General features: G+C 45.9%; 16 protein-coding genes and 1 riboswitch. Of the genes, 14 read left to right on the forward strand and 2 right to left on the reverse strand.

The window, feature by feature from the left end:
- The first annotated feature begins 629 nt into the window (after positions 1-629).
- The 4 genes from HQK80_09940 (at position 630) to cobO (ending at position 3,878) form a co-directional block, all read left to right on the forward strand.
- A complete protein-coding gene (locus tag HQK80_09940) occupies positions 630-1,058 on the forward strand; it encodes a hypothetical protein (GenBank protein MBF0222529.1) in 429 nt (142 codons plus the stop codon).
- A 363-nt stretch (positions 1,059-1,421) separates the two neighbouring features.
- A complete protein-coding gene (locus HQK80_09945) occupies positions 1,422-2,537 on the forward strand; it encodes a glucosaminidase domain-containing protein (GenBank protein MBF0222530.1) in 1,116 nt (371 codons plus the stop codon).
- A 49-nt stretch (positions 2,538-2,586) separates the two neighbouring features.
- Entirely contained in the window at positions 2,587-3,210 is a 624-nt protein-coding gene (locus HQK80_09950) for a tetratricopeptide repeat protein (protein ID MBF0222531.1), read from the forward strand.
- A gap of 146 nt (positions 3,211-3,356) precedes the next feature.
- A complete protein-coding gene (gene cobO, locus HQK80_09955; GenBank protein MBF0222532.1) occupies positions 3,357-3,878 on the forward strand; it encodes a cob(I)yrinic acid a,c-diamide adenosyltransferase in 522 nt (173 codons plus the stop codon).
- 94 nt (positions 3,879-3,972) lie between these two features.
- Here cobO and HQK80_09960 read toward each other — a convergent pair whose 3' ends face one another.
- Positions 3,973-4,656, reverse strand: a complete 684-nt coding sequence (locus HQK80_09960) for a flavodoxin family protein (protein ID MBF0222533.1) — start codon at positions 4,654-4,656, stop codon at positions 3,973-3,975.
- Between the two features lie 122 nt (positions 4,657-4,778).
- Between HQK80_09960 and hemG the strand changes: the two genes are divergently transcribed.
- Positions 4,779-6,155, forward strand: coding sequence for a protoporphyrinogen oxidase (hemG, locus tag HQK80_09965; GenBank protein ID MBF0222534.1), 1,377 nt, complete (start codon positions 4,779-4,781; stop codon positions 6,153-6,155).
- Positions 6,156-6,326: 171 nt separating this feature from the next.
- Here hemG and dnaA read toward each other — a convergent pair whose 3' ends face one another.
- Entirely contained in the window at positions 6,327-7,676 is a 1,350-nt protein-coding gene (gene dnaA, locus HQK80_09970; protein MBF0222535.1) for a chromosomal replication initiator protein DnaA, read from the reverse strand.
- A 700-nt stretch (positions 7,677-8,376) separates the two neighbouring features.
- Positions 8,377-8,561: riboswitch (cobalamin riboswitch) on the forward strand.
- A gap of 163 nt (positions 8,562-8,724) precedes the next feature.
- Between dnaA and cobC the strand changes: the two genes are divergently transcribed.
- The 9 genes from cobC to HQK80_10015 form a co-directional block, all read left to right on the forward strand.
- Entirely contained in the window at positions 8,725-9,312 is a 588-nt protein-coding gene (gene cobC, locus HQK80_09975) for an alpha-ribazole phosphatase (protein MBF0222536.1), read from the forward strand.
- A gap of 45 nt (positions 9,313-9,357) precedes the next feature.
- Positions 9,358-9,903 (forward strand): bifunctional adenosylcobinamide kinase/adenosylcobinamide-phosphate guanylyltransferase, encoded by a 546-nt coding sequence (gene cobU / locus HQK80_09980; GenBank protein ID MBF0222537.1) that lies wholly within the window; start codon positions 9,358-9,360, stop codon positions 9,901-9,903.
- A 6-nt stretch (positions 9,904-9,909) separates the two neighbouring features.
- Positions 9,910-10,974 (forward strand): nicotinate-nucleotide--dimethylbenzimidazole phosphoribosyltransferase, encoded by a 1,065-nt coding sequence (gene cobT, locus HQK80_09985; protein ID MBF0222538.1) that lies wholly within the window; start codon positions 9,910-9,912, stop codon positions 10,972-10,974.
- A gap of 48 nt (positions 10,975-11,022) precedes the next feature.
- The gene (cobS, locus tag HQK80_09990; GenBank protein ID MBF0222539.1) at positions 11,023-11,763 is read left to right on the forward strand and encodes an adenosylcobinamide-GDP ribazoletransferase; all 741 of its coding nucleotides are present in this window, start codon (positions 11,023-11,025) and stop codon (positions 11,761-11,763) included.
- A 109-nt stretch (positions 11,764-11,872) separates the two neighbouring features.
- Positions 11,873-14,434, forward strand: coding sequence for a cobyric acid synthase (locus HQK80_09995; GenBank protein ID MBF0222540.1), 2,562 nt, complete (start codon positions 11,873-11,875; stop codon positions 14,432-14,434).
- Between the two features lie 27 nt (positions 14,435-14,461).
- Positions 14,462-15,409 (forward strand): cobalamin biosynthesis protein CobD, encoded by a 948-nt coding sequence (cobD, locus tag HQK80_10000; GenBank protein MBF0222541.1) that lies wholly within the window; start codon positions 14,462-14,464, stop codon positions 15,407-15,409.
- Positions 15,410-15,511: 102 nt separating this feature from the next.
- The gene (locus HQK80_10005; GenBank protein ID MBF0222542.1) at positions 15,512-16,495 is read left to right on the forward strand and encodes a response regulator; all 984 of its coding nucleotides are present in this window, start codon (positions 15,512-15,514) and stop codon (positions 16,493-16,495) included.
- 161 nt (positions 16,496-16,656) lie between these two features.
- Positions 16,657-18,201 (forward strand): response regulator, encoded by a 1,545-nt coding sequence (locus HQK80_10010; GenBank protein ID MBF0222543.1) that lies wholly within the window; start codon positions 16,657-16,659, stop codon positions 18,199-18,201.
- Positions 18,202-18,217: 16 nt separating this feature from the next.
- A partial coding sequence (locus tag HQK80_10015) for a chemotaxis protein CheR (protein ID MBF0222544.1) occupies positions 18,218-19,172 on the forward strand: 955 nt, incomplete at its 3' end.

Genomic DNA, 19,172 nt, shown 5'->3' on the forward strand with positions numbered 1-19,172 from the left:
AAATAGTTTGTATCCTTATATAGGGCCAGTTAAACTTTACATTTTAAGCTCAAGCCGTTATCATACCGAGCGAATCAACTGACACTTCTTGTGGGAGGGGGCTTGAAATGTATTATGATAATAGCGACCTGAGAGAAAACTCTCTGGTCGTTCTCTGGTCGTTTGGGGAAGGTTTTAGCGACACCTTCAAGATCATGCTGAGTCACCTGGGAGCCCTTGCTAGATAGTGGTTTTGGTAAGGACACATTGCTCTTAGATACATTTGATGAGTGGCTACTTATCGTGTGAGATGATTTTGACTTATCAGGTGGGATATCTTTGAAACCATCGGTAGTAGGGACTTCCGGTCGGTCGATACCGTGGAGGTTGTCTAGGACTTCTAATCCGTAGGTCGGGGGTTCGACTCCCTCCTGGCGTACCAGGTAGTGAGGGGTTATGGCTTTTTGCTATGACCCCTTTGTTGTAGTGCCCTCCTTCTGTACACAACTGAAACTTGAATGTGCTGCATACTTTGCCTGTGCAATTCCATAAACCACCTTTACACCGAGAAACCCATTCTATGAGCTGTTTTGTTAAGCCCAAGAAAGGTACTTGTGGTTGGCGGCATGAAGGGTAAACCAGGAGAGAACATGACTGAAAAAGGTACAATTGAATTTAATGACGGGAGTAAGTTTGAGGGCGAGATTGTTGACGATCTTCCGAATGGCTTCGGGATTCTTACCGGGCCATCTCTGGGGAGATATGAAGGGACGTTTGTAAAGGGTAAGTTCTCTGGTCAAGGTTCCCTGGTTATGCCCGACGGCTTGAACTACACAGGTGGTTTTCTGGATGGAAAGTTTAATGGTACTGGAAAACTTTCTCAGCCGGGAGGGGGGATGTATGAAGGCGAGTTCCGGGATGCGCAATTCAATGGGCAGGGCAGGTTGACTCTTCCTGACCGTTCAGTCTGGGATGGAGGATTTTGTGATGGTGCAATGTCTGGCCCCGGCACGTTGACCCTTCCGGATGGCAATATTATAACTGGCAGATATGAAAATAGTAAATTTGTGCAGGATTAGCTGAGTGTTCCTTTAAGGGTCAAAAAACACACATTTTGTGGTCAAATTTGCCTGCCTTGTTGATTGGGCTAGAGTGTGATTTCTTTGTAACTATTTGTTATTAATACTGAAATGGTTGCAGGGGGTGCAGCGGCATACATGTTGCAAAGTTTTTAGTAACTTTCGAGCGTGGAACCAATGATTGTTGCTCTCTGATAAATCTGAGTTGTAGGCTGTGGTTCACGCTTGGCGAGTCTAAATTGAAAATATCAGTAGTACAGTTGTCTGAATTGCACGCTGCTAAATAACATATTTGGCACGTAAATTAACTTTGGGTTGTCTTCACAAGTGGAGGCGGCCTGTAAAAAATGAAAAGATAAAAAAATGAAAAATTCATATCTGTATGTGTTGTTGCGCTTGGTGCGCTTATGTCGTAAGTTTGTTTTTCCAGCCAAGATGGTGTTGTCACAGGTTGCTGTCGCCTCTGGCTCGGTTCAAGTTTTACTCAATCAGAATAAAAAGTTTAAGGATTGCAGCTCTTTTAAAAAGTTCCATGCTTTTTTGGGTTTAACCTGCCTCGGGCTGATTGTCTCGTTTGTTATGCTGAGTGGCGAAGGGACTTCATTTGCTTACCGAATTGGTGCCCCAAGCACCTCCTCAGTTGATGACGCGCTTTCTTTGCCATTTGAGGCCCCAGTTGATACTGAAAATGATCGAAACCTTATATTGGTTTCCTCCGCTGATGAACTTATTCGTGAGCTCAAGGAGGAAAATTTATGGGATATTGATACGTTGGACAGCTTTCCAAATGTCCTGGTTTCCCGTTTTCCTGCCGATTTAAGTGAGGCAGATGTGCTCGACAAAAAGAAGGCTTTTATTGTGTCGGTGTTGCCGGCTGCAATGATCGTACTCAATGAAGTTCGTCAGGAACGCCAGCAGCTGTTGGATATTCTCGACGAACTAGGTGGCAATCCGGCAGATTTGATTTTTTCCAGTTCTCATCCTGATTGGATGAACTCACTTGGGAAGAACAATATAGTATTTGTCGAAGCTCTTACCAGAAAATATAGAACTGAAAATGCGGCAGAACTTCTTAGCCGGGTAGACGTCTTGCCGCTAAGTTTAATTATAGCCCAGGGTGCTATAGAGTCCTCATGGGGAGGTTCTCGTTTTGCCTATCAGGCCAATAATCTTTTTGGCATGTGGACTTGGGGTAAAAAAGGGCTTGTTCCACTGCGCAGAGATCCAGGTAAAACGCATCGAATAGCTCTGTATGATTCAATCATCGATTCTGTACGTGCTTACGTCTTGACTATTAACAGGGTTTCCGCTTATGATGACCTTCGTCAGATCAGGCAGCAAACTCGTGACTCGTTTTCTCTTTCAAAAGGTTTGTTGAACTACTCAGAGCGTAAGGAACTTTATGTTGAAGACGTGAAGCGTGTTATAGAGACAAACAATTTACGGGATTATGACGATATGTCCTTTAGCGCTACGTAAATCAGATTTACGGCATTTTCTTTATTAATAATTCTTGTGGGGAGCTTGAATGGGAACAGCAAGTAACAGTGTTACAAAACAGACTCTATATATAGTTGCAGGTATAGCCGCGGTAGTCGGTTTTATGGCTGGTGTTGTCTTTAGTTCATTACAGACTGAATCGTATCCTGTGGCTCAAAACAATCGTGGCCCAGCACCACAAGCCACAGTTCAGCAAGGCGGGGTGACCCCTCAGCAGGCAAGTCAAATACTTGCTCTGGAGCAGCGTGTCTCTACCAATCCCGCCGATGCAAATGCCTGGGTCCAGTTAGGTAATACCTATTTTGATGCGTCACGTTTTGACAAAGCTATACGGGCGTATACCAAGTACAATGAGTTGCAGCCTGGAAATGCCAATGTTTTAACCGACCTCGGTGTTATGTACAGAAGAAGTGGAGATCCTCAGCAGGCATTAGCCAACTTTGAAAGTGCAATAATGGCTGACCCTCGCCACGAACAATCCCGTTTTAACAAAGGGATCGTCCTGATGTATGACTTGGGAGATATTCAGGGAGCGGTTACCACTTGGCAGGAGCTCTTAACCATAAATCCGGGTGCAATTGCCGGAAATGGTACACCTATATCTGAAATAATTGCTGATGCTAAAAGCAAGTTGCCTGGAGCTGGTCAGTAATCGTACTTATTTGATTATCTATATTGAAGAGGGCCTGGCATCTGCTGCGCCCTCTTTTTTTTTGAATGTACCAATTCAGGGCCACCTCTTCTACTGCGTCATCAGCCTGTTTGTATAACTTAAATCGATAAAATCGAAGAATACTTATGGAACGTAAAGGTCTTATTGTCATCTATACCGGGCATGGCAAAGGGAAAACAACTGCCTCTTTGGGGCAGGCCATACGCGGACTTGGTCAAGGGTTGCGGGTTTGTGTTGTTCAATTTATCAAGGGTAAGTGGCCCACTGGTGAGGCAAAGTTTTTTTCTGAATTTAAGGGGCCTGTTGAATTTCATACCATGGGCACAGGATTTACCTGGGATGAAGATAGGGAGCAGACAAAGGCAATGGCGGCTACTGCCTGGAATTTAGCCAAAGAAAAAATTCTGAGTCGTGCGTATGATATGATTGTGCTTGATGAGTTGACCTATCTGATCAAATATGAGTTGGTAAGTGAACAGGAGATCATTGATGTTTTGCTTGATAAACCAGAGTGTTTACATATCATCATTTCGGGAAGAGACGCCAGTCAGCGGCTTATTGATACGGCAGACCTTGTTTCTGAAATCAGTGCCTTAAAACATCCCTATGTCTCTGGTATAAAAGCACAAAAAGGGATAGAGTTCTAAGCCGTACCAGGGCTGGAAACTGAGGCGAATTGACATGGTCTTGTGGCCTGACGGGAAGTGGCTTGACTGGAGGCCGCCCTTGGTGGCAGCTGGATTACGGAAGGGCCTTAGGGGTCTGAAAGTTTATGCTCTCCAGTGGGAGGCCAGTGTTCAGGGCATTGGCTAAGATTTTGCCGAATTGTGCAGCTTCGTCCTGTTGGTCAATGGTATGGCCAAAATGATAGTAGTATTTGCCTAAGAAGGGGTGACGTTCCGGGTTTTTTCCGGCAATCTTCAAAAACACGCCGACTGTGCTCCAGGGCTCTTTATTGGGGTGGGAAAAGACAATGTGGTTGGGAACCTGTGCGCCACAACGCTTTAACAGATGTTTGAGACCAAGCCAGTGCATGCGCCAATAGCCTCGGCAGGAAATTAGAGGTATAACAGTTTTATTCTTAAAGAGAGTTGGGCCATCGCGGTCAATCAAAGAAAGAACTGGGCCGCTCGGGTTGTACGACCATGTCGGGCCAGCCAGGAGAATTAAGTCGTAGTTCCGCTTAGCCTTAGTTGAAAGCGGGGCAATTTTAATTCGCTGGCGCAAAAACGTTTTTACCATCATTGATATACAGGCTGGAATAGAGGAAACTGGAAAGCGGAGATGAGTGACCGTCGTAATTCGTTCTTTAATGACAGTGATTCCAGCTTCTTCGAGAGCGCTTGCTACTCTACGCAACAACCCGTTAGTTTGACCGCTGAAAGAGTACGAGAGTATGAGGATTTTTTTTTGATTCTCAGGCATTGTTTTTCACAGAGAAGATAATAAATTGATATTGCTTTGCCTGCAAGTATATTTGATACAGTATATTTGATACAACTATTTTAACTACGTTATTTTTTTTATAATTGAAATCGAGAGCGACTATGGATGGTTTTTATGATGTTGTCATTATAGGTGGCGGTTTATCCGGACTCAGTACAGCCCATTTTGTGCAAAAACATATGTCGGAAGCAACTGTATGTATTCTGGAGAAAAGTACTCGAACTGGTGGTGCGGTTAAGAGCTTCAAGATGGAGGGGTTTCAGGGAGAATGGGGGCCCCATGGCTTTTTGGATAATACCCCTGAAAGTCAGGAGCTTCTCCGCGACACGGGCTTGTATGACGAAGCCCAAACCGCACCTCTTGGTGATTTCTACAGGTATGTTTGCCATCATGGTAAAATCACACGCTTGCCGCAAAGTTTAAAGACGGTTTTGCAGACCCCACTTGTCTCAACCCTGGCAAAGTTAAGAGTATTTGCCGATTTATGGAAAAAGCCTAAGGTCGAGGATCAGTCTATTGGGGATTGGGTTGCTTATCGATTTGGGAAGGAGCTTTTGCCTCTTGTTGATGCGGCTGTATCTGGAAGTTTTGCCGGTGATTATACCCGGCTGAGTATTGATGCGGTAATGCCAGGTGTCCGGAAACTTGAAATGGAGGTTGGATCTGTTTTGCGGGGGCTTATTCGCAAGAAGAAGGCCTCCTCGAAAAAGGCAAAACTTGGCAGACTCCCATCAATGATCAATTTCCCTGAGGGTATGGGGAAATTGATTGAGGTTCTGACTGCTGATAAGCACATTGAGTATAAAACCCTGGTTCAAGGTATCAAAAAAAACGAACGCTGGGAAATTAAGACCGACAGAGGAAGTTTTTTTGCCAACGACCTTGTGATAGCCTTACCAGTTAACCAGGCCTTACAGCTTTTGACACCCTTGAAAGTACCTCCGGTATCCTGTATTCCTGTCTCAAAAATAATTAACGTAGTGATGGGCTTTACTGATTCCGCCAAGGTTCCTTACGGGTTTGGCTATTTGGCTCCTGAGAGGGAGAACCGCTTTACACTTGGGGCAATGTTTACCTCTCATATGTTCCCTGATCGAGCGCCTGCCGGGAAAGTTCTTATTGAGGCTCTGGTCGGAGGCCGGCGGCACCCCGAAAGGCTTGAACTGTCCGATGAGGAACTGATTGACCAAGTCTATGCTGATATCAGTCAGCTGATCGAAATGCCTGAACCTCCTATATTTGCGCAGGTTCTTCGTCCTGAGCATGGTATCCCGCAGATGGAAATGGGGCATCCGGAACTATTGCAATGGCGTAGCCGTGTTGAAGATGAAAATCAGGGGCTGCACATTTGCGGGTTTGGCTGGGACGGTATTGGGATGAACGACATGATAAAAGCAGCCAGTAATACAGTAGTTGCGATACAGGCTGGTGGAGTCAGGACGGCGGCTGAGGCGAAGGTAAAGCCGGTCTATTTTTGATACTGATCCGTACAGTGGCTTAACTTACGGTAATTTTGAGTTTCTCAGAGTTTTTGCTATCTTTTTTTCATGACAGCGCTTGCTCAGTAAACCACTAACCCCGATGAACTGGATAAGTGCCTTTCGCAGAGTATTTTCTTGTAAAAAAACAAGAAAATACTCTGTAAGGCACTAAAAACTTAAAAATTGTTTGTTGAACTTGTTGTCAAGCAGTGCAATCTGTCCTTTGGTGCTGTTGCTTCTGTTAATCGCATCAGTTATCACGCGTATGGAGTGGACTACTGTAGAGTGGTCGCGATTGAAAGCCTTGCCAATCTCAATTAAGGCTTTTTCTGTGTATTTTCTCGCAAAGTACATTGAGACCTGACGGGGGAAAGTAAGTTCTTTTTTTCGAGACTTTGACTGAAGATCCTGGGGCGTGAGGTTGTACTGGTCAGCAATAAAATCTCTAATCAGTTCCGGGGTCAAAGCTTGATGACGAACAATAATATCGACTAAAACCTCCTTGACCATATCCATATCTGGCGACATTCGGCGTAGGTTTGACTTGGCCTTCAAGCCAATGAGGGCACTGCGAACTTGTCGGATATCTCCAATGATTTGCTCGGCAATGTAACCGCAAAGCTCTTCAGTGAGATTAAGATTCAAATTTTTTGCTTTCTTGTCGACAATAAGAACTCTTGTCTGCAGATCGGGCTCGCTAATGGTAGTGACAAGGCCAGAAGACAACCGTGACTGAACGCCTGGGTCAACGTTAGTAAAATTGCGAGGGGGTTGGGCACCTGTGAAGATAACGGTTTTGCCCGTTTCCAGAAGCACATCAAACAGCAGACTTAACTCTTCCTGGGTTTTTGTCTTGCCAGTTAATGACTGCATATCTTCCATAAGAAGTATATCACTGCTTTGATATTTTTCTTTAAAGGAATCCATGCTTTTGCCTTGAATTGAACGAACCATTTCAGCTGTAAGTTGTTGAGCTGTGAGGTAGTTTAATCGTGTTCCCGGTTTGTGCTCCAGGATATGATGAGCAACTGCATGGGTAAGGTGGCTTTTGCCAAGGCCGGTTGCTGAGTTAATGTATAGGCAGCGGCCGAACGATGTGTCACCTTGTGCCAGGGCATTGCAGGCGGAGTAAGCAACTTCGTTGCTTTTCCCAACTATGAACTCATCAAAAACATACCGTGGGTTTAATGAGCGTATAAATGTCGTTGATTTTGGTATGCTCGGCAAGCGAAGTTGCCCTTTCGGGGTGTTGGGCGTAGTAACGCCTGATTCCGATGATGTGGGGTTTGAGTAGACTGTGAATTTTATTTCTTGATTGTGGCAGTCACAGTCTGAAGCAGCCATCTTAATATCCGCCAGGAAGTTTTCTGCTACCCAGGAACAAAAAAAGCGATCAGGGCCGGCCAATTCGATAGTTTTTTCATCAAATTGCTGACACTTAATAGGCTTAATCCAAAGATCGTGTATATCCTTGGACAAAGTTGTTGAAAGCTTGTTGTTTATTAATTCCCAATTCATGTTTTTAAAGTCCGTTTCAAATTTAATTATTTCAGCAATTATGTGAAATCTACTTCCATCCTATCACATACCGGTAGAAGGAATAGTGATGCTCTGAGCAACAGAACATACACGAATCTGCTATTTAAGGTTGTATAGGTTTTAAGGAACAGAAAAGGACATTTGGCTTTTCATTTTATTACACATTTGAGGAGCAATCTGCCACAAAGTAGCATTTGGTGTGGTCATGATTGACAGCTTATTAATAAAAAATGTGGCGAGCTGTCAAAGTCGATTTGGTAGAATTTTAATGAAACTCAAGCTTGAGTTATCAACAGTTTGTAAGCCCTTGACATGTAGGCTTTTTCAAAGCAGGCCTTTGGGAAAGCCTATAAACAGGCTGTGGGGATTTTTACCTTGAAAATGACATGTTTTTAGATGGTTAGCCAGATTTTCTGCCGGCAGGTGAGGGAATTGTTGAAAAAATGTTACTCTTGTTTGCTCGTTTTTACTCATTTTATCTAGTAAATACTCTTTTTTTTGCCTTTTGTTATTTTGGTTTGGTCACAAAGCCCGAGTGTTTGGGCCTATCAGTAAATTGCAAAAAATAAATAAAATATATTTTAAATTTAATAGTGATTCGGATGGAGCCTGGGTTTACTGTTGACATAAAAAATATCATTTGATAATGATATTTTTTATGTTTTAGTATGTTTACATACATATCATAACACACTCAGGTGCCCTTTTAGGGATAATCGGGAAGACCGGTGGAAAACCGGCGCTGACCCGCAACCGTAAGTGATGACGAACACTTGAAGTCTGCCTATACTGTTTGCCAGTGGTGGATATTCGTAGTTGATCGTTTCACAAGCCGGGAGACCGGCCTGAGTGTTTTTTGAACATGCTTCGTGGCTGAGTTCTGTTCAGGAAAAATCAATATACTTTGTGTAACTGTATTTTGATTATTGAAGCCTGGGTCGTGAGAACGAGTCCGGGCTTTTTTTTGTATGTAATCCCAGTATCTGGTAATATTTGTCAAATTGCAGCGATTTGTTAAGGAGGTGTATTGAAAAAACTTTTCTTAGTTCGACACGCTGAAACTGGCGATCAGTACAAGGGCAGGTATCTTGGTTCCACAGATGTACCTATTAGTGAGGGCGGTTTTTTGCAGGCAGAGCAGTTGGCTGAAAGACTTTCTGCGCAGACAATCAACTCGTGTTATTGTAGTCCGATGCGGCGATGTCGTCAGACGACTGATATAATTACCCGGAAAATCAGTTGTGACGTCACTGTAGATAATCAGTTGGTTGAGATAGATTTCGGGCGTTGGGAAGGGGCGACCTTTACTGAGATCTGCGCCAGTGATCCCGAAATGGTTGACCAATGGTGTGCCAATTTTGGGGAATTCACATTCCCGGGCGGAGAGAGTAGCCAGCATTTTTATGAGAGGGTGGCTGGTGCGCTTGACAGGCTTCTGGCCTGCGAGGAGGAGTCCGTCATGCTTGTAGCTCATGGTGGGGTTATACGATTAATGCTTTGTCTGTTGCTGGGTTTGAATTTTGACAAATACCTGCTCTTTAATGTTAAGCCTGCGACATATGCGAAGTTGGATATTTACGATAAACAAGCTGTTCTTTCCGGTTTTAATCTTTAGGGGCCGTCAAGAAACACCTGTTAAACGATGCTTTAGTGAGTAACGATGGGTAAAAGTAATTTTATTGTGGGCGGGGCTCGTAGTGGTAAGAGTGATTTTGCCCTGGAGTTAGCAGAAAAGATCGGTTCTTCTGATAAATATTTTCTGGCAACCTGTCCGGCCTATACTCATTCGGATGCTGAGATGGCGGCTCGAATATATAAACATAAAGAGGGCCGCCAAGGTCGAGGGTGGACTACGATTGAAGAAGAGCTTGATCTTTGTCAGGCCTTACAGGAGTTACCAGAAAATGCGATTGTGCTCATCGATTGTATGACCTTATGGGTTAGTAATCTGCTTCATGCTCAGGGCGCAGGCGGTGTTGATGAAAAAATGGTTGAGCAGCATATTGAAAGATTGTTTGAGCTTTGCAGCAAACGATCAGGGGCAGTGGTGATGGTTAGTGGCGAAGTGGGCTGTAGCGTTGTTCCTGAGAATGCACTTGCTCGAAGTTTTCGAGATTTGGTGGGGCGCTGCAACCAGACAGTTGGACGATTAGCCGACAGTGTGTTTATGGTAAGCTGTGGGATTGCAATACAGATTAAAGGATAGCGTGAAATGAGAGTACTGACAGCAACGATTGAGCAGATATCTGTACAAAGTGATGAGTGGCGGCAGAAGGCTAAGGCACGGTTAGATCAATTGGCTTTGCCACATTGGGCCTTGGGCCGACTGATGGATTTGGCACTTGATCTTGCTGGGCAAACCATGAGTATGCGGCCGGATATAAGACGCAAGGCGGTTATTACTATGGCAGGAGACCATGGTGTTGCAGTAGAGGGGGTAAGTAAATTCCCTCAGAATGTGACACCTCAGATGGTTGCTAATTTTGTGAATGGTGGGGCTGGTATAAACGCCTTGGCTCGACAGGCGGGAGCTGATGTCATCGTTGTGGATATGGGGGTTGCAGCAGATCTTTCCGGCCTCGTGAAGGCTGGCAAAATTATTGATAAAAAAATAGCTTTTGGGACTGCAAATATGGCAAAAGGCCCGGCTATGAGCCGTGAGCAAGCTGTCCAGTCAATTGAGGCAGGCATTGATGTGATCAACAGTTATAAAGATACCTATGATCTGTTTGGTACAGGTGATATGGGGATTGCCAATACCACGCCAAGTGCCGCTATTGTAGCTGTCCTGGCAGGGGCTTCTGTCGAAGAGGTAACTGGACGAGGAACGGGTTTAAATGATGAACAGCTCGTCTTGAAGATCAAGGTGATTAAAGAGTCTTTACGGCTTAATAAGCCGGATGCTGCTGATGGCATAGATGTGTTGGCCAAGGTTGGCGGGTTTGAGATTGGTGGAATTGCCGGATTGATTCTTGCTGCTGCGGCAGAGCGTAAACCGATTGTGATTGATGGATTTATTTCAACTGCCGGGGCCTTAATTGCCCAAAGCATTGCCCCCCATGTAACTGATTACATTATTGCCGCCCACAGAAGTGTGGAGCCGGGCCACAGAATCATGCAGCAGCATCTTGGCTGTGAGCCGCTCCTGGATTTAAATATGCGCTTAGGTGAGGGCACTGGTGCCGCACTGGCAATGCCCATTCTTGATGCCGCGGTTCGTGTGCTGACGGAGGTGTCAACCTTTGAAGAAGCGGCTGTTGCACTTGCAGATAAGTAAGATCTTCAATGGCCATTTTCTAATTTAACCAGACTGGGAGTCAGGCTCATGAAAAATTTTTGTGCAGCGTTGCGATTTCTTACAAGTGTACCCGTCCCAGGGAGTTGTTTACATGATGATCTCGGGAAAACCGTGGTCTGGTTTCCTGTGGTTGGGGTTGTGATTGGAGTTGTTGTCGCATGTTCAGGTTGGTTGCTGTACGATCTTTTGCCACCAATGCTGGCGTCTGTTGCTGTGGTTTTCATCCTCATGGCCATTACTGGAGGCTTTCATCTTGATGGTTTGGCCGATTGTGCTGATGGATTTTTTAGCGCAAGGCCCAGAGAGCAGGTTTTAGAGATTATGCGGGACAGCCGGGTTGGTGGTATGGGTGTTATAGCCCTTATCTTCATTTTGTTGTTCAAGATATCGGCCCTGGCCGCAATGGATCAAGGGCGAGCCATTGCAGCACTGTTTCTTATGCCTGTTGCCGGTCGTTCGCTTATGGTGGTAAAAATGGCGATATTTACCTACGTACGACGAGAGGGCATTGCTTCACCCTTTTTGGGTGATCGCCAACGTCTTAAAACCGCCTCCTATATCTCTCTTGGAATTTTGTACTCTGCCTGTTGGTTTACCGCCGGAATGTCGGGCCTTTTTGCTGGAGCTGGCACTATTATGTGTGTCGGATTGTTTGGTTTTTATTGCAAACAAAAAATTGGCGGTATTACAGGTGATACCCTTGGAGCGGCCAGTGAACTGGCCGAAGCTGCTATGGCCGTGGGCCTGGCTTTAACGATTTCCGGCTGACCAGAAAGCACGATGTCTAGTATCCACGTACTTCGTTTTTTATGGCAGAAGCTGGGGAGTAAGGCACTAATTTCACTGGAGTTTCCGAGTGGATAAATCAGCACATGAAATACCCACTCATGGTGGAAACATACGAGAGCTTGCCGCCAAGGCCAATTGCCCGGTAGAGGCGCTGCTTGATTTTTCGGCCAGTATCAATCCGCTGGGCCCGCCGGAATACGTGCGCGCGGTCATCAGTGCCAATATAAGTACTCTGTTACATTATCCTGATCCTACGTATAAAGATTTCTGTGCTGCTGTTTCTAAAGCCTTTAATGTCGATCCTGCCCAGGTTCTTGTCGGTAACGGTTCTACCGAGCTGATTTATGCCCTGCCGAGAGCTTTGGAGGTGGATCGGGCACTCCTGCCGGCGCCAAGTTATATTGGTTATGAAGAGGCTTGTGCCGAAAGGTTGGCTATTGACCGCTTCCTCCTGCTGGAAGACGAGGGGTTCGCTGTCGATTGGGGCAAGCTTGACGAATCGATACAAGGTCGTGAGCTGATTTTTCTTGGGCAACCGAACAATCCAACCGGCACGACCATTGATTTAGGCCCACTGGAGAGCGCGGCACAAAAAAATCCACAAACCTATTTTGTGGTTGATGAAGCGTTTATCGATTTCATAGAGCACGCCACCTCGGCTATCTCCCTTACTGCACGGCTGTCAAATATTATCGTGCTGCGCTCCATGACTAAATTTTATGCAATTCCCGGCCTGCGGCTTGGTTTTGCTGTTGCCCATCCGCAAACCGCCGCCAAAATCCGTTTGGTTCTACCACCCTGGAGTGTTAACTGTTTAGCCCTTATTCTGGGAGCGCAGATGGTTCTCGACCATCAGTACGCCTCTTTAAGCAGAGATCTTATGAACAGGCTCAGATCTGATTTGAAGGCGCGCTTGCAAGGCTTTAAAGAGTTTAAGGTCTTTGATGGGCAGGCAAATTTTATTCTTGTCAGACTGGTCTCTCCCGGTTTGATGCGTAAAGCGGATCAGCTGGCCGCAAAGCTGTTGCATTTCGGAATTGCTATTCGGGTGTGCGCAAATTTTGCGGGGCTTGATGATTCTTTTGTCCGCTTTGCTGTAAGAACGGAAGAAGAGAATGACCGGCTGATAACGGCTTTAGGCACAATATTGGGCCGGCAAAAAAGTTCAACTTTGCCTTCTAAGCGGTCGGCCTTGATGTTTCAGGGAAACTGTTCTGATGCGGGAAAAAGCATTTTGACGGCGGCTTTGTGCAGAATTTTGCTGCAGGACGGGGTTCGAGTGGCTCCTTTTAAGTCGCAGAATATGTCACTTAACTCTTTTGTTACCCCGGATGGCGGGGAAATGGGCCGGGCACAGGTGGTCCAGGCGCAGGCCTGTCGACTTGATCCGGATGTCAGGATGAATCCTATATTGCTTAAACCAAGTTCAGATGTTGGTAGTCAGGTTATCGTGAATGGCCGGCCAGTTGGCAATATGAGCGTTGCTGAGTATGTACGCTATAAGCCTGAAGCCTTTTTACTGGCCCAAAAGGCCTATGACTCATTAGCTGCTGAGTATGATGCAGTCATTCTTGAAGGGGCCGGCAGTCCTGGCGAGGTAAATCTGAAAAGCCATGATATTGTCAATATGCGCATGGCGGCTTACGCTAAGGCACCTGTTCTCATTGTTGGCGATATTGACCGTGGCGGAGTGTATGCCTCGTTTGTCGGCACCATGGAGGTGCTGGCCGAATGGGAGCGCAAATTAGTTGCTGGTTTCGTTGTTAATCGTTTTCGGGGGCAGGAGTCATTGTTAGAGGATGCCCACCGTTACATCAGACTTCATACCGGAAAACCAGTCTTGGGCGTTGTGCCGTATCTCAAAAACCTCGGCCTGCCGGAGGAAGATTCGGTAAGCTTTAAAAAGGGTCTGTTTGATCGCTCCAGACCTGCAGGTGACTGTATTGATGTTGCGCTGGTTGATTTGCCACATATCTCCAATTTTACCGATTTTGAACCGCTTCTGGCTGAGCCGGACGTCTATCTTCATGTTGTGAAAAAGCCGGAACAACTCGGTACACCAGACCTGATTATTCTGCCTGGCAGCAAAAATGTACTTAACGATCTGAGATATCTACAGTCGTCTGGTTTTATAGACTGCATTAAGCGGCTGGTTCAGACCGGCAACGTCGAGGTTGTTGGGGTCTGCGGAGGCTTCCAGATGCTTGGGCGGCAAGTTGCCGATCCTCACAACATTGAGTCTTCGGGCACCGTGTCAGGGCTGGGCTTGTTGCCGATTTCCACCGTTCTCGAAAAGGAGAAAATCCTGATTCGAAGGACTCTTGTTCATAAGGAGTCAAACTGCCAGGTCTATGGCTACGAAATTCACCATGGTCAGACTACCTCGCAAGCAGCACCAGTTTTTAATCCTGAAGGAGATGCTGATCGTGGTGCCTGTTCCGGTCTGGTGTGGGGAAGCTATCTCCATGGCATTTTTGATAGCGACAGTTTCCGAGGCTGGTTTATTGATCGTATTCGAGCCCGGAAAAACCTTGCGCCCTATACTGACACACGCCCCTTGTATGACCTGGAGCCAGCCTTCGAACGTTTGGCCAAAATAGTTCGGGAGCGGATTGATATGGATACGGTTTACAGACTGCTGGGGCTTTAAGTCGGCCCCCCAAAATAATTTTTGATTATGTTGCCCATTGAACTATTAGTTTGTATTGCTTTTGTTGTTGATCTGCTCTGTGGTGATCCGCGCTGGTTGCCGCATCCAATTCGACTGATAGGGTATGTTGCTGAAAAAGCAGAACTGGTAAGCCGCAAGCATATCAAGAGTGAGTCTTGGGCTGGCTTTATTACCGTTCTCCTGGTGCTGGGGTTTTCAGGGGGGGGAGCCCTTTTGGTTGTTGAGTTGGGAAAGGCCCTTCACCCCATAGCTGGTAATCTGGCAGCCGTCTATCTCTTATACACGACCATCGCCTTGAAAGATTTGTCAAAGCATAGTTTGGATGTATATGACGCTTTGCGGGACAACGATATTGAACGGGCCAGGAACCGTGTTGCGATGATAGTCGGGCGTCAGACAGACAAGCTGGACGAGGAGGGAATAAGTCGGGCCTGTGTCGAGTCTGTCTCGGAAAATCTGGTTGACGGTATAACTGCACCACTGTTCTGGGCCATGATCGGCGGGCCGGTGGGGGCGATGGTGTATAAGGCGGTAAATACGATGGACTCGATGTTTGGTTATAAGAACACCAGATACCTGAATTTTGGCAAGGTTGCTGCTCGGCTTGATGATTTGTGCAACTATCTGCCTGCGAGGGTAACAGCGTTCATGGTTGTTTGTGTTTCTGGAGTTATGGGGTTCGATCGAAAAGGCGCCTGGCGTATTTGGCGACGTGACCGCAGAAAACATGCAAGTCCCAATTCCGCACAGACTGAAGCTGCCTTTGCAGGTGCCTTAGGTATCAGAATGGGCGGCCCAAACCGCTACTTTGGTACGCTTGTTGAGAAGCCCTATATCGGTGAGCCCAAAGATGCAGCCCAAGCTGACCATATTCGTCAAGCAAACCAGCTGCTATACGGAGCCACCTTCGCCACGCTGTCTCTTTTTGCTGTGGTGCGGTTGTTGCTGGCCTGAAGCTGAAGTGAAATGTCTCGTTGCGGTGTAGTAGGCAACCTCCCGAGTCTCTGGTTTTTTGGGCAATATTTAAGTAGTAAAAGCACACACAACTCAACGGTCATGATGGAAAGAACAACAAGAGTTTTAATAGTAGAAGACGAAGTATTGGTGGCTGAAGATATCAAAGAGCTGCTTGGCGAGATCGGCTGTTTTGTCTCCGGCATGACTGGAAGTGCTGAAGATGCAATCCTTCGTGCAAGAAATAACTCTCCGGACATTATCTTGATGGATATTATGTTGTCTGGTGAAATGGATGGTGTTGAGGCCGCCGAAATAATTCGCCGAGAACTCGATATTCCGATCATATTCCTCACCTCGTATTCCGACAAAAATACACTCGACCGGGCCAAAATCTCTGAACCCTACGCATACATCACCAAACCGTTTGACGATAGAGATCTCAGAAACGCCATAACCATAACCCTTTACAGAAAGAGCCTGGATGAACAACTTGCCAAGCACTGCAAAAGACTGGAAAGCGAAGTTAACACTCAAACAGACAGACTAGAAAAAATTAACGCTCAACTTAATAACAAAGTGTCCGAGTTGACGGATCTCGGCGCCTCACTGCAAGAAAAATCCAGGCAGCTCGAGAATGCCAACACCGCCCTTCGCTACCTCCTGGATCAAAGAGATCGAGATAAAATAGAACAAGGAGACCGCATTCTTTTAAACATTAATGACCTGGTGATTCCTTACCTTGAGGCGCTCAAGAAAACCCATCTTACTGCCATCCAGGAAGATTATGTCGAGCTCATCATGAGCAATATTGGAGAGATATTAACCCCTTTTTCTCAACACCTTACCTCAAAACAGATTGGCTTAACCGTGATGGAACTTAAGGTTGCCGATCTTGTAAAAAACGGCAAAAGAAATAAGGAAATTGCTGAACTCCTTACTATTGCCCCCAAAACAGTCGAGTTTCACCGTGAAAATATTCGTATTAAGCTTGGTATTCTTAACAAAAAGATTAATCTGCGCACTTACTTGAACACCGCATTTCGCCAAAGCCCAGAATCTCTCCCTCCCCGCGCTCTCTCATGATATTACACCTGTTTTTGGCCCGTAAAAAGCAAGTGTTCTTCGGGTAATTTGTTTTTGTTTTTATTTTGACCTCAGCGATCGTGATGCGCTAACATAAGGCTGTATGTTACGCACTATAGCTTTAAGATAACGGTCGGTTCATTCAATTGTTGAGGAATGCCATGCAATCTATTCTGGTAGTTGAAGATGAAGTTCTTATCGCCGAGGATATCAAAGAATGCCTCCAACGATATGGCTATGAGGTTCCTGCCATTGTGACGTCTGGTGAAGACGCGATTGAGTTTGCCGGCACTAAAAAAGTAGACGCTGTTTTGATGGATATTCACCTCCGTGGTTCCATTGACGGAATTTCGGCAGCCGAGCAGATATATTCTCAGTATCACATCCCATGTCTTTTTCTAACAGCTTTTGCAGAACCGGCGCTTTTAGAGCGTGCTAAAAGCGCCGGTTCCTTTGGCTATTTACTCAAACCCTTTGATGATTTTCAGCTCCTTGCCATGCTGGAAATGGTGCTGGCCAAATCCGCCTCAGATGCCGAGAAGGCCCTGCTGGAAAAACGACTTAGTCAGGCAGTAAAACTTGAAGCCATTGGCACGTTGGCCGGGGGCATAGCACACGACTTCAATAATATCCTGGCGATTATTATGGGCTACGCTGAGATGGTCAAGGAGGATATGACTAAAGCCGGCCTCAAAACCAGCAAAGTGCAGCAGATTATAAAGGCATCGGATCGTGCCAAAAATATAGTCCAACAGATTCTGACCTTCAGCCACATGTCAAATCTGCAAATTGAACCGTTGGATATGGACGCTCTTCTCTCTGAAGCCGTAGTCCTTTTGCGGGCATCGATTCCAGCCATGATCAAGATTGAGTACAAAAAGAAAGGTGAAACAGGAACTGTCCTGGCTGATAGATCGCAAATTTTGCAAATTGTTATGAACCTCTGCATCAATGCCGCTCAGGCAATGTCTGGAAATGAAGGGGCTATCAGCATGACCTTAGAAAGAGTTGGTCCTTCTGCCAAATTAACTCGTACAGAGCTCAACAATGTTTTGCCCTCATATTTGCTCCTGGTTGTGTCCGACAATGGCTCGGGAATAGAAAAAAGCATTCTTCCTAAAATTTTTGATCCGTATTTTACAACAAAGGAGATTGGCGCAGGATCCGGCCTCGGCCTGTCGGTAGTTCAGGGAATCGTTCATCGCCTGAGAGGAGATATTTCGGTAGAGAGCGTCCCTGGAACTGGAACGACCTTTTCTATTTACCTTCCTGAGGCGGAAAAAATTGGTAAGGTCTTAAAGGCAGAATGTAAGACTGTTTTGGCGGGCTCGGAATCGATCCTGCTGGTCGACGATGAAAAATTAATTGCGGAAATGGCCGAAGAGATGCTGACCCGTGGCGGCTATAGGGTCACTGTTGTTGGCAGCGCTGAGGAAGCCTTGGCCCTTTTTAAAGTCAAACCTGAAACTTTTGATGTCGTTATCACAGACCATGCAATGCCTGGCATGACAGGGGTTCTTCTGGCCAAAAAACTTCTTGATATCCGCCCGGATTTGCCTATTATTCTGTGCTCGGGAGATATGAGTATGTACGAACCGGAAGATCTCGTAAGGGCCGGATTCAGAGGCATTCTCTCAAAACCCTACTTGCGCGGTGAAATATCCGAAATCGTTAGAAGAGTTCTTGATAAAGTAAATCGTCTTTAAAATTTTGGAGAACCCAATGCCAGCCCAGAACAAAGGATCAAAGCAAAAAAGCAAGCCTTCACATATTGTCGGAATTGGCGCTTCCGCCGGTGGTCTGAAGGCCTTGCAGCAGTTTTTTTCAAACATGCAGCCTGAAACCGGGATTGCTTTTGTTATCATTCAGCACCTGTCACCGGACTATAAAAGTATGATGGTTGAGCTGTTGAACAAACACACAAAAATGGCGGTCTGCAGAGCTCAGGATGGCATGGAGATGGAGCCTGATCATATCTATCTGATTACCCCAAGAAAAAACATCACCACCATGAACGGCAAGCTTTTTTTGGCAGAACAGGTTGAAAGGCAGGGGCTTAATCTGCCGATAGACAATTTTTTCAGATCACTTGCTGAAGATCAGGGCGAACGTGCCTTGGGAATTATATTGTCCGGTACAGGCAGTGACGGCACCCGAGGTTTGCGGGCGATCAAAGCAGAAGGAGGGACGATTTTTGTTCAAAGCGAGGAGTCTGCTGAATTTGATGGTATGCCGCGATGTGCCATTGCCACTGGTCTTGCTGACTTTATTCTTTCTCCGGAGCAGATGCCTGTTCAGTTGTTGCAGTTTATAAATCACCCACGCATAGCCGGTCCGAAAGAACCGCTTGAGGTAATAAAAAAAGAAGAAAACAGTTTCACAAAACTGTTTTCAGTGCTTAAGAAAAAATGCAAGGTCGATTTTACCTACTATAAGCCGGCAACTGTTGTAAGAAGAATAGAAAGAAGAATGGTGATCGTTCAGGTTGACGGGATTGATGAATATATGGATTATATTCATCGCAACCCGCCAGAAACCATTGCGCTGTTCAAGGATCTCCTGATCGGGGTCACCAAATTTTTCCGTGATCATGAGGCGTTTAATTCTATTGCCGAAAAAGCTCTTCCTGCTCTCATCTCACAAGCAGAGGTCCGGAATCACCCATTACTTCGAGTTT

This window comes from Desulfobulbaceae bacterium, assembly GCA_015231515.1.
In the GTDB taxonomy this organism is placed as follows: Bacteria; Desulfobacterota; Desulfobulbia; order Desulfobulbales; family VMSU01; genus JADGBM01.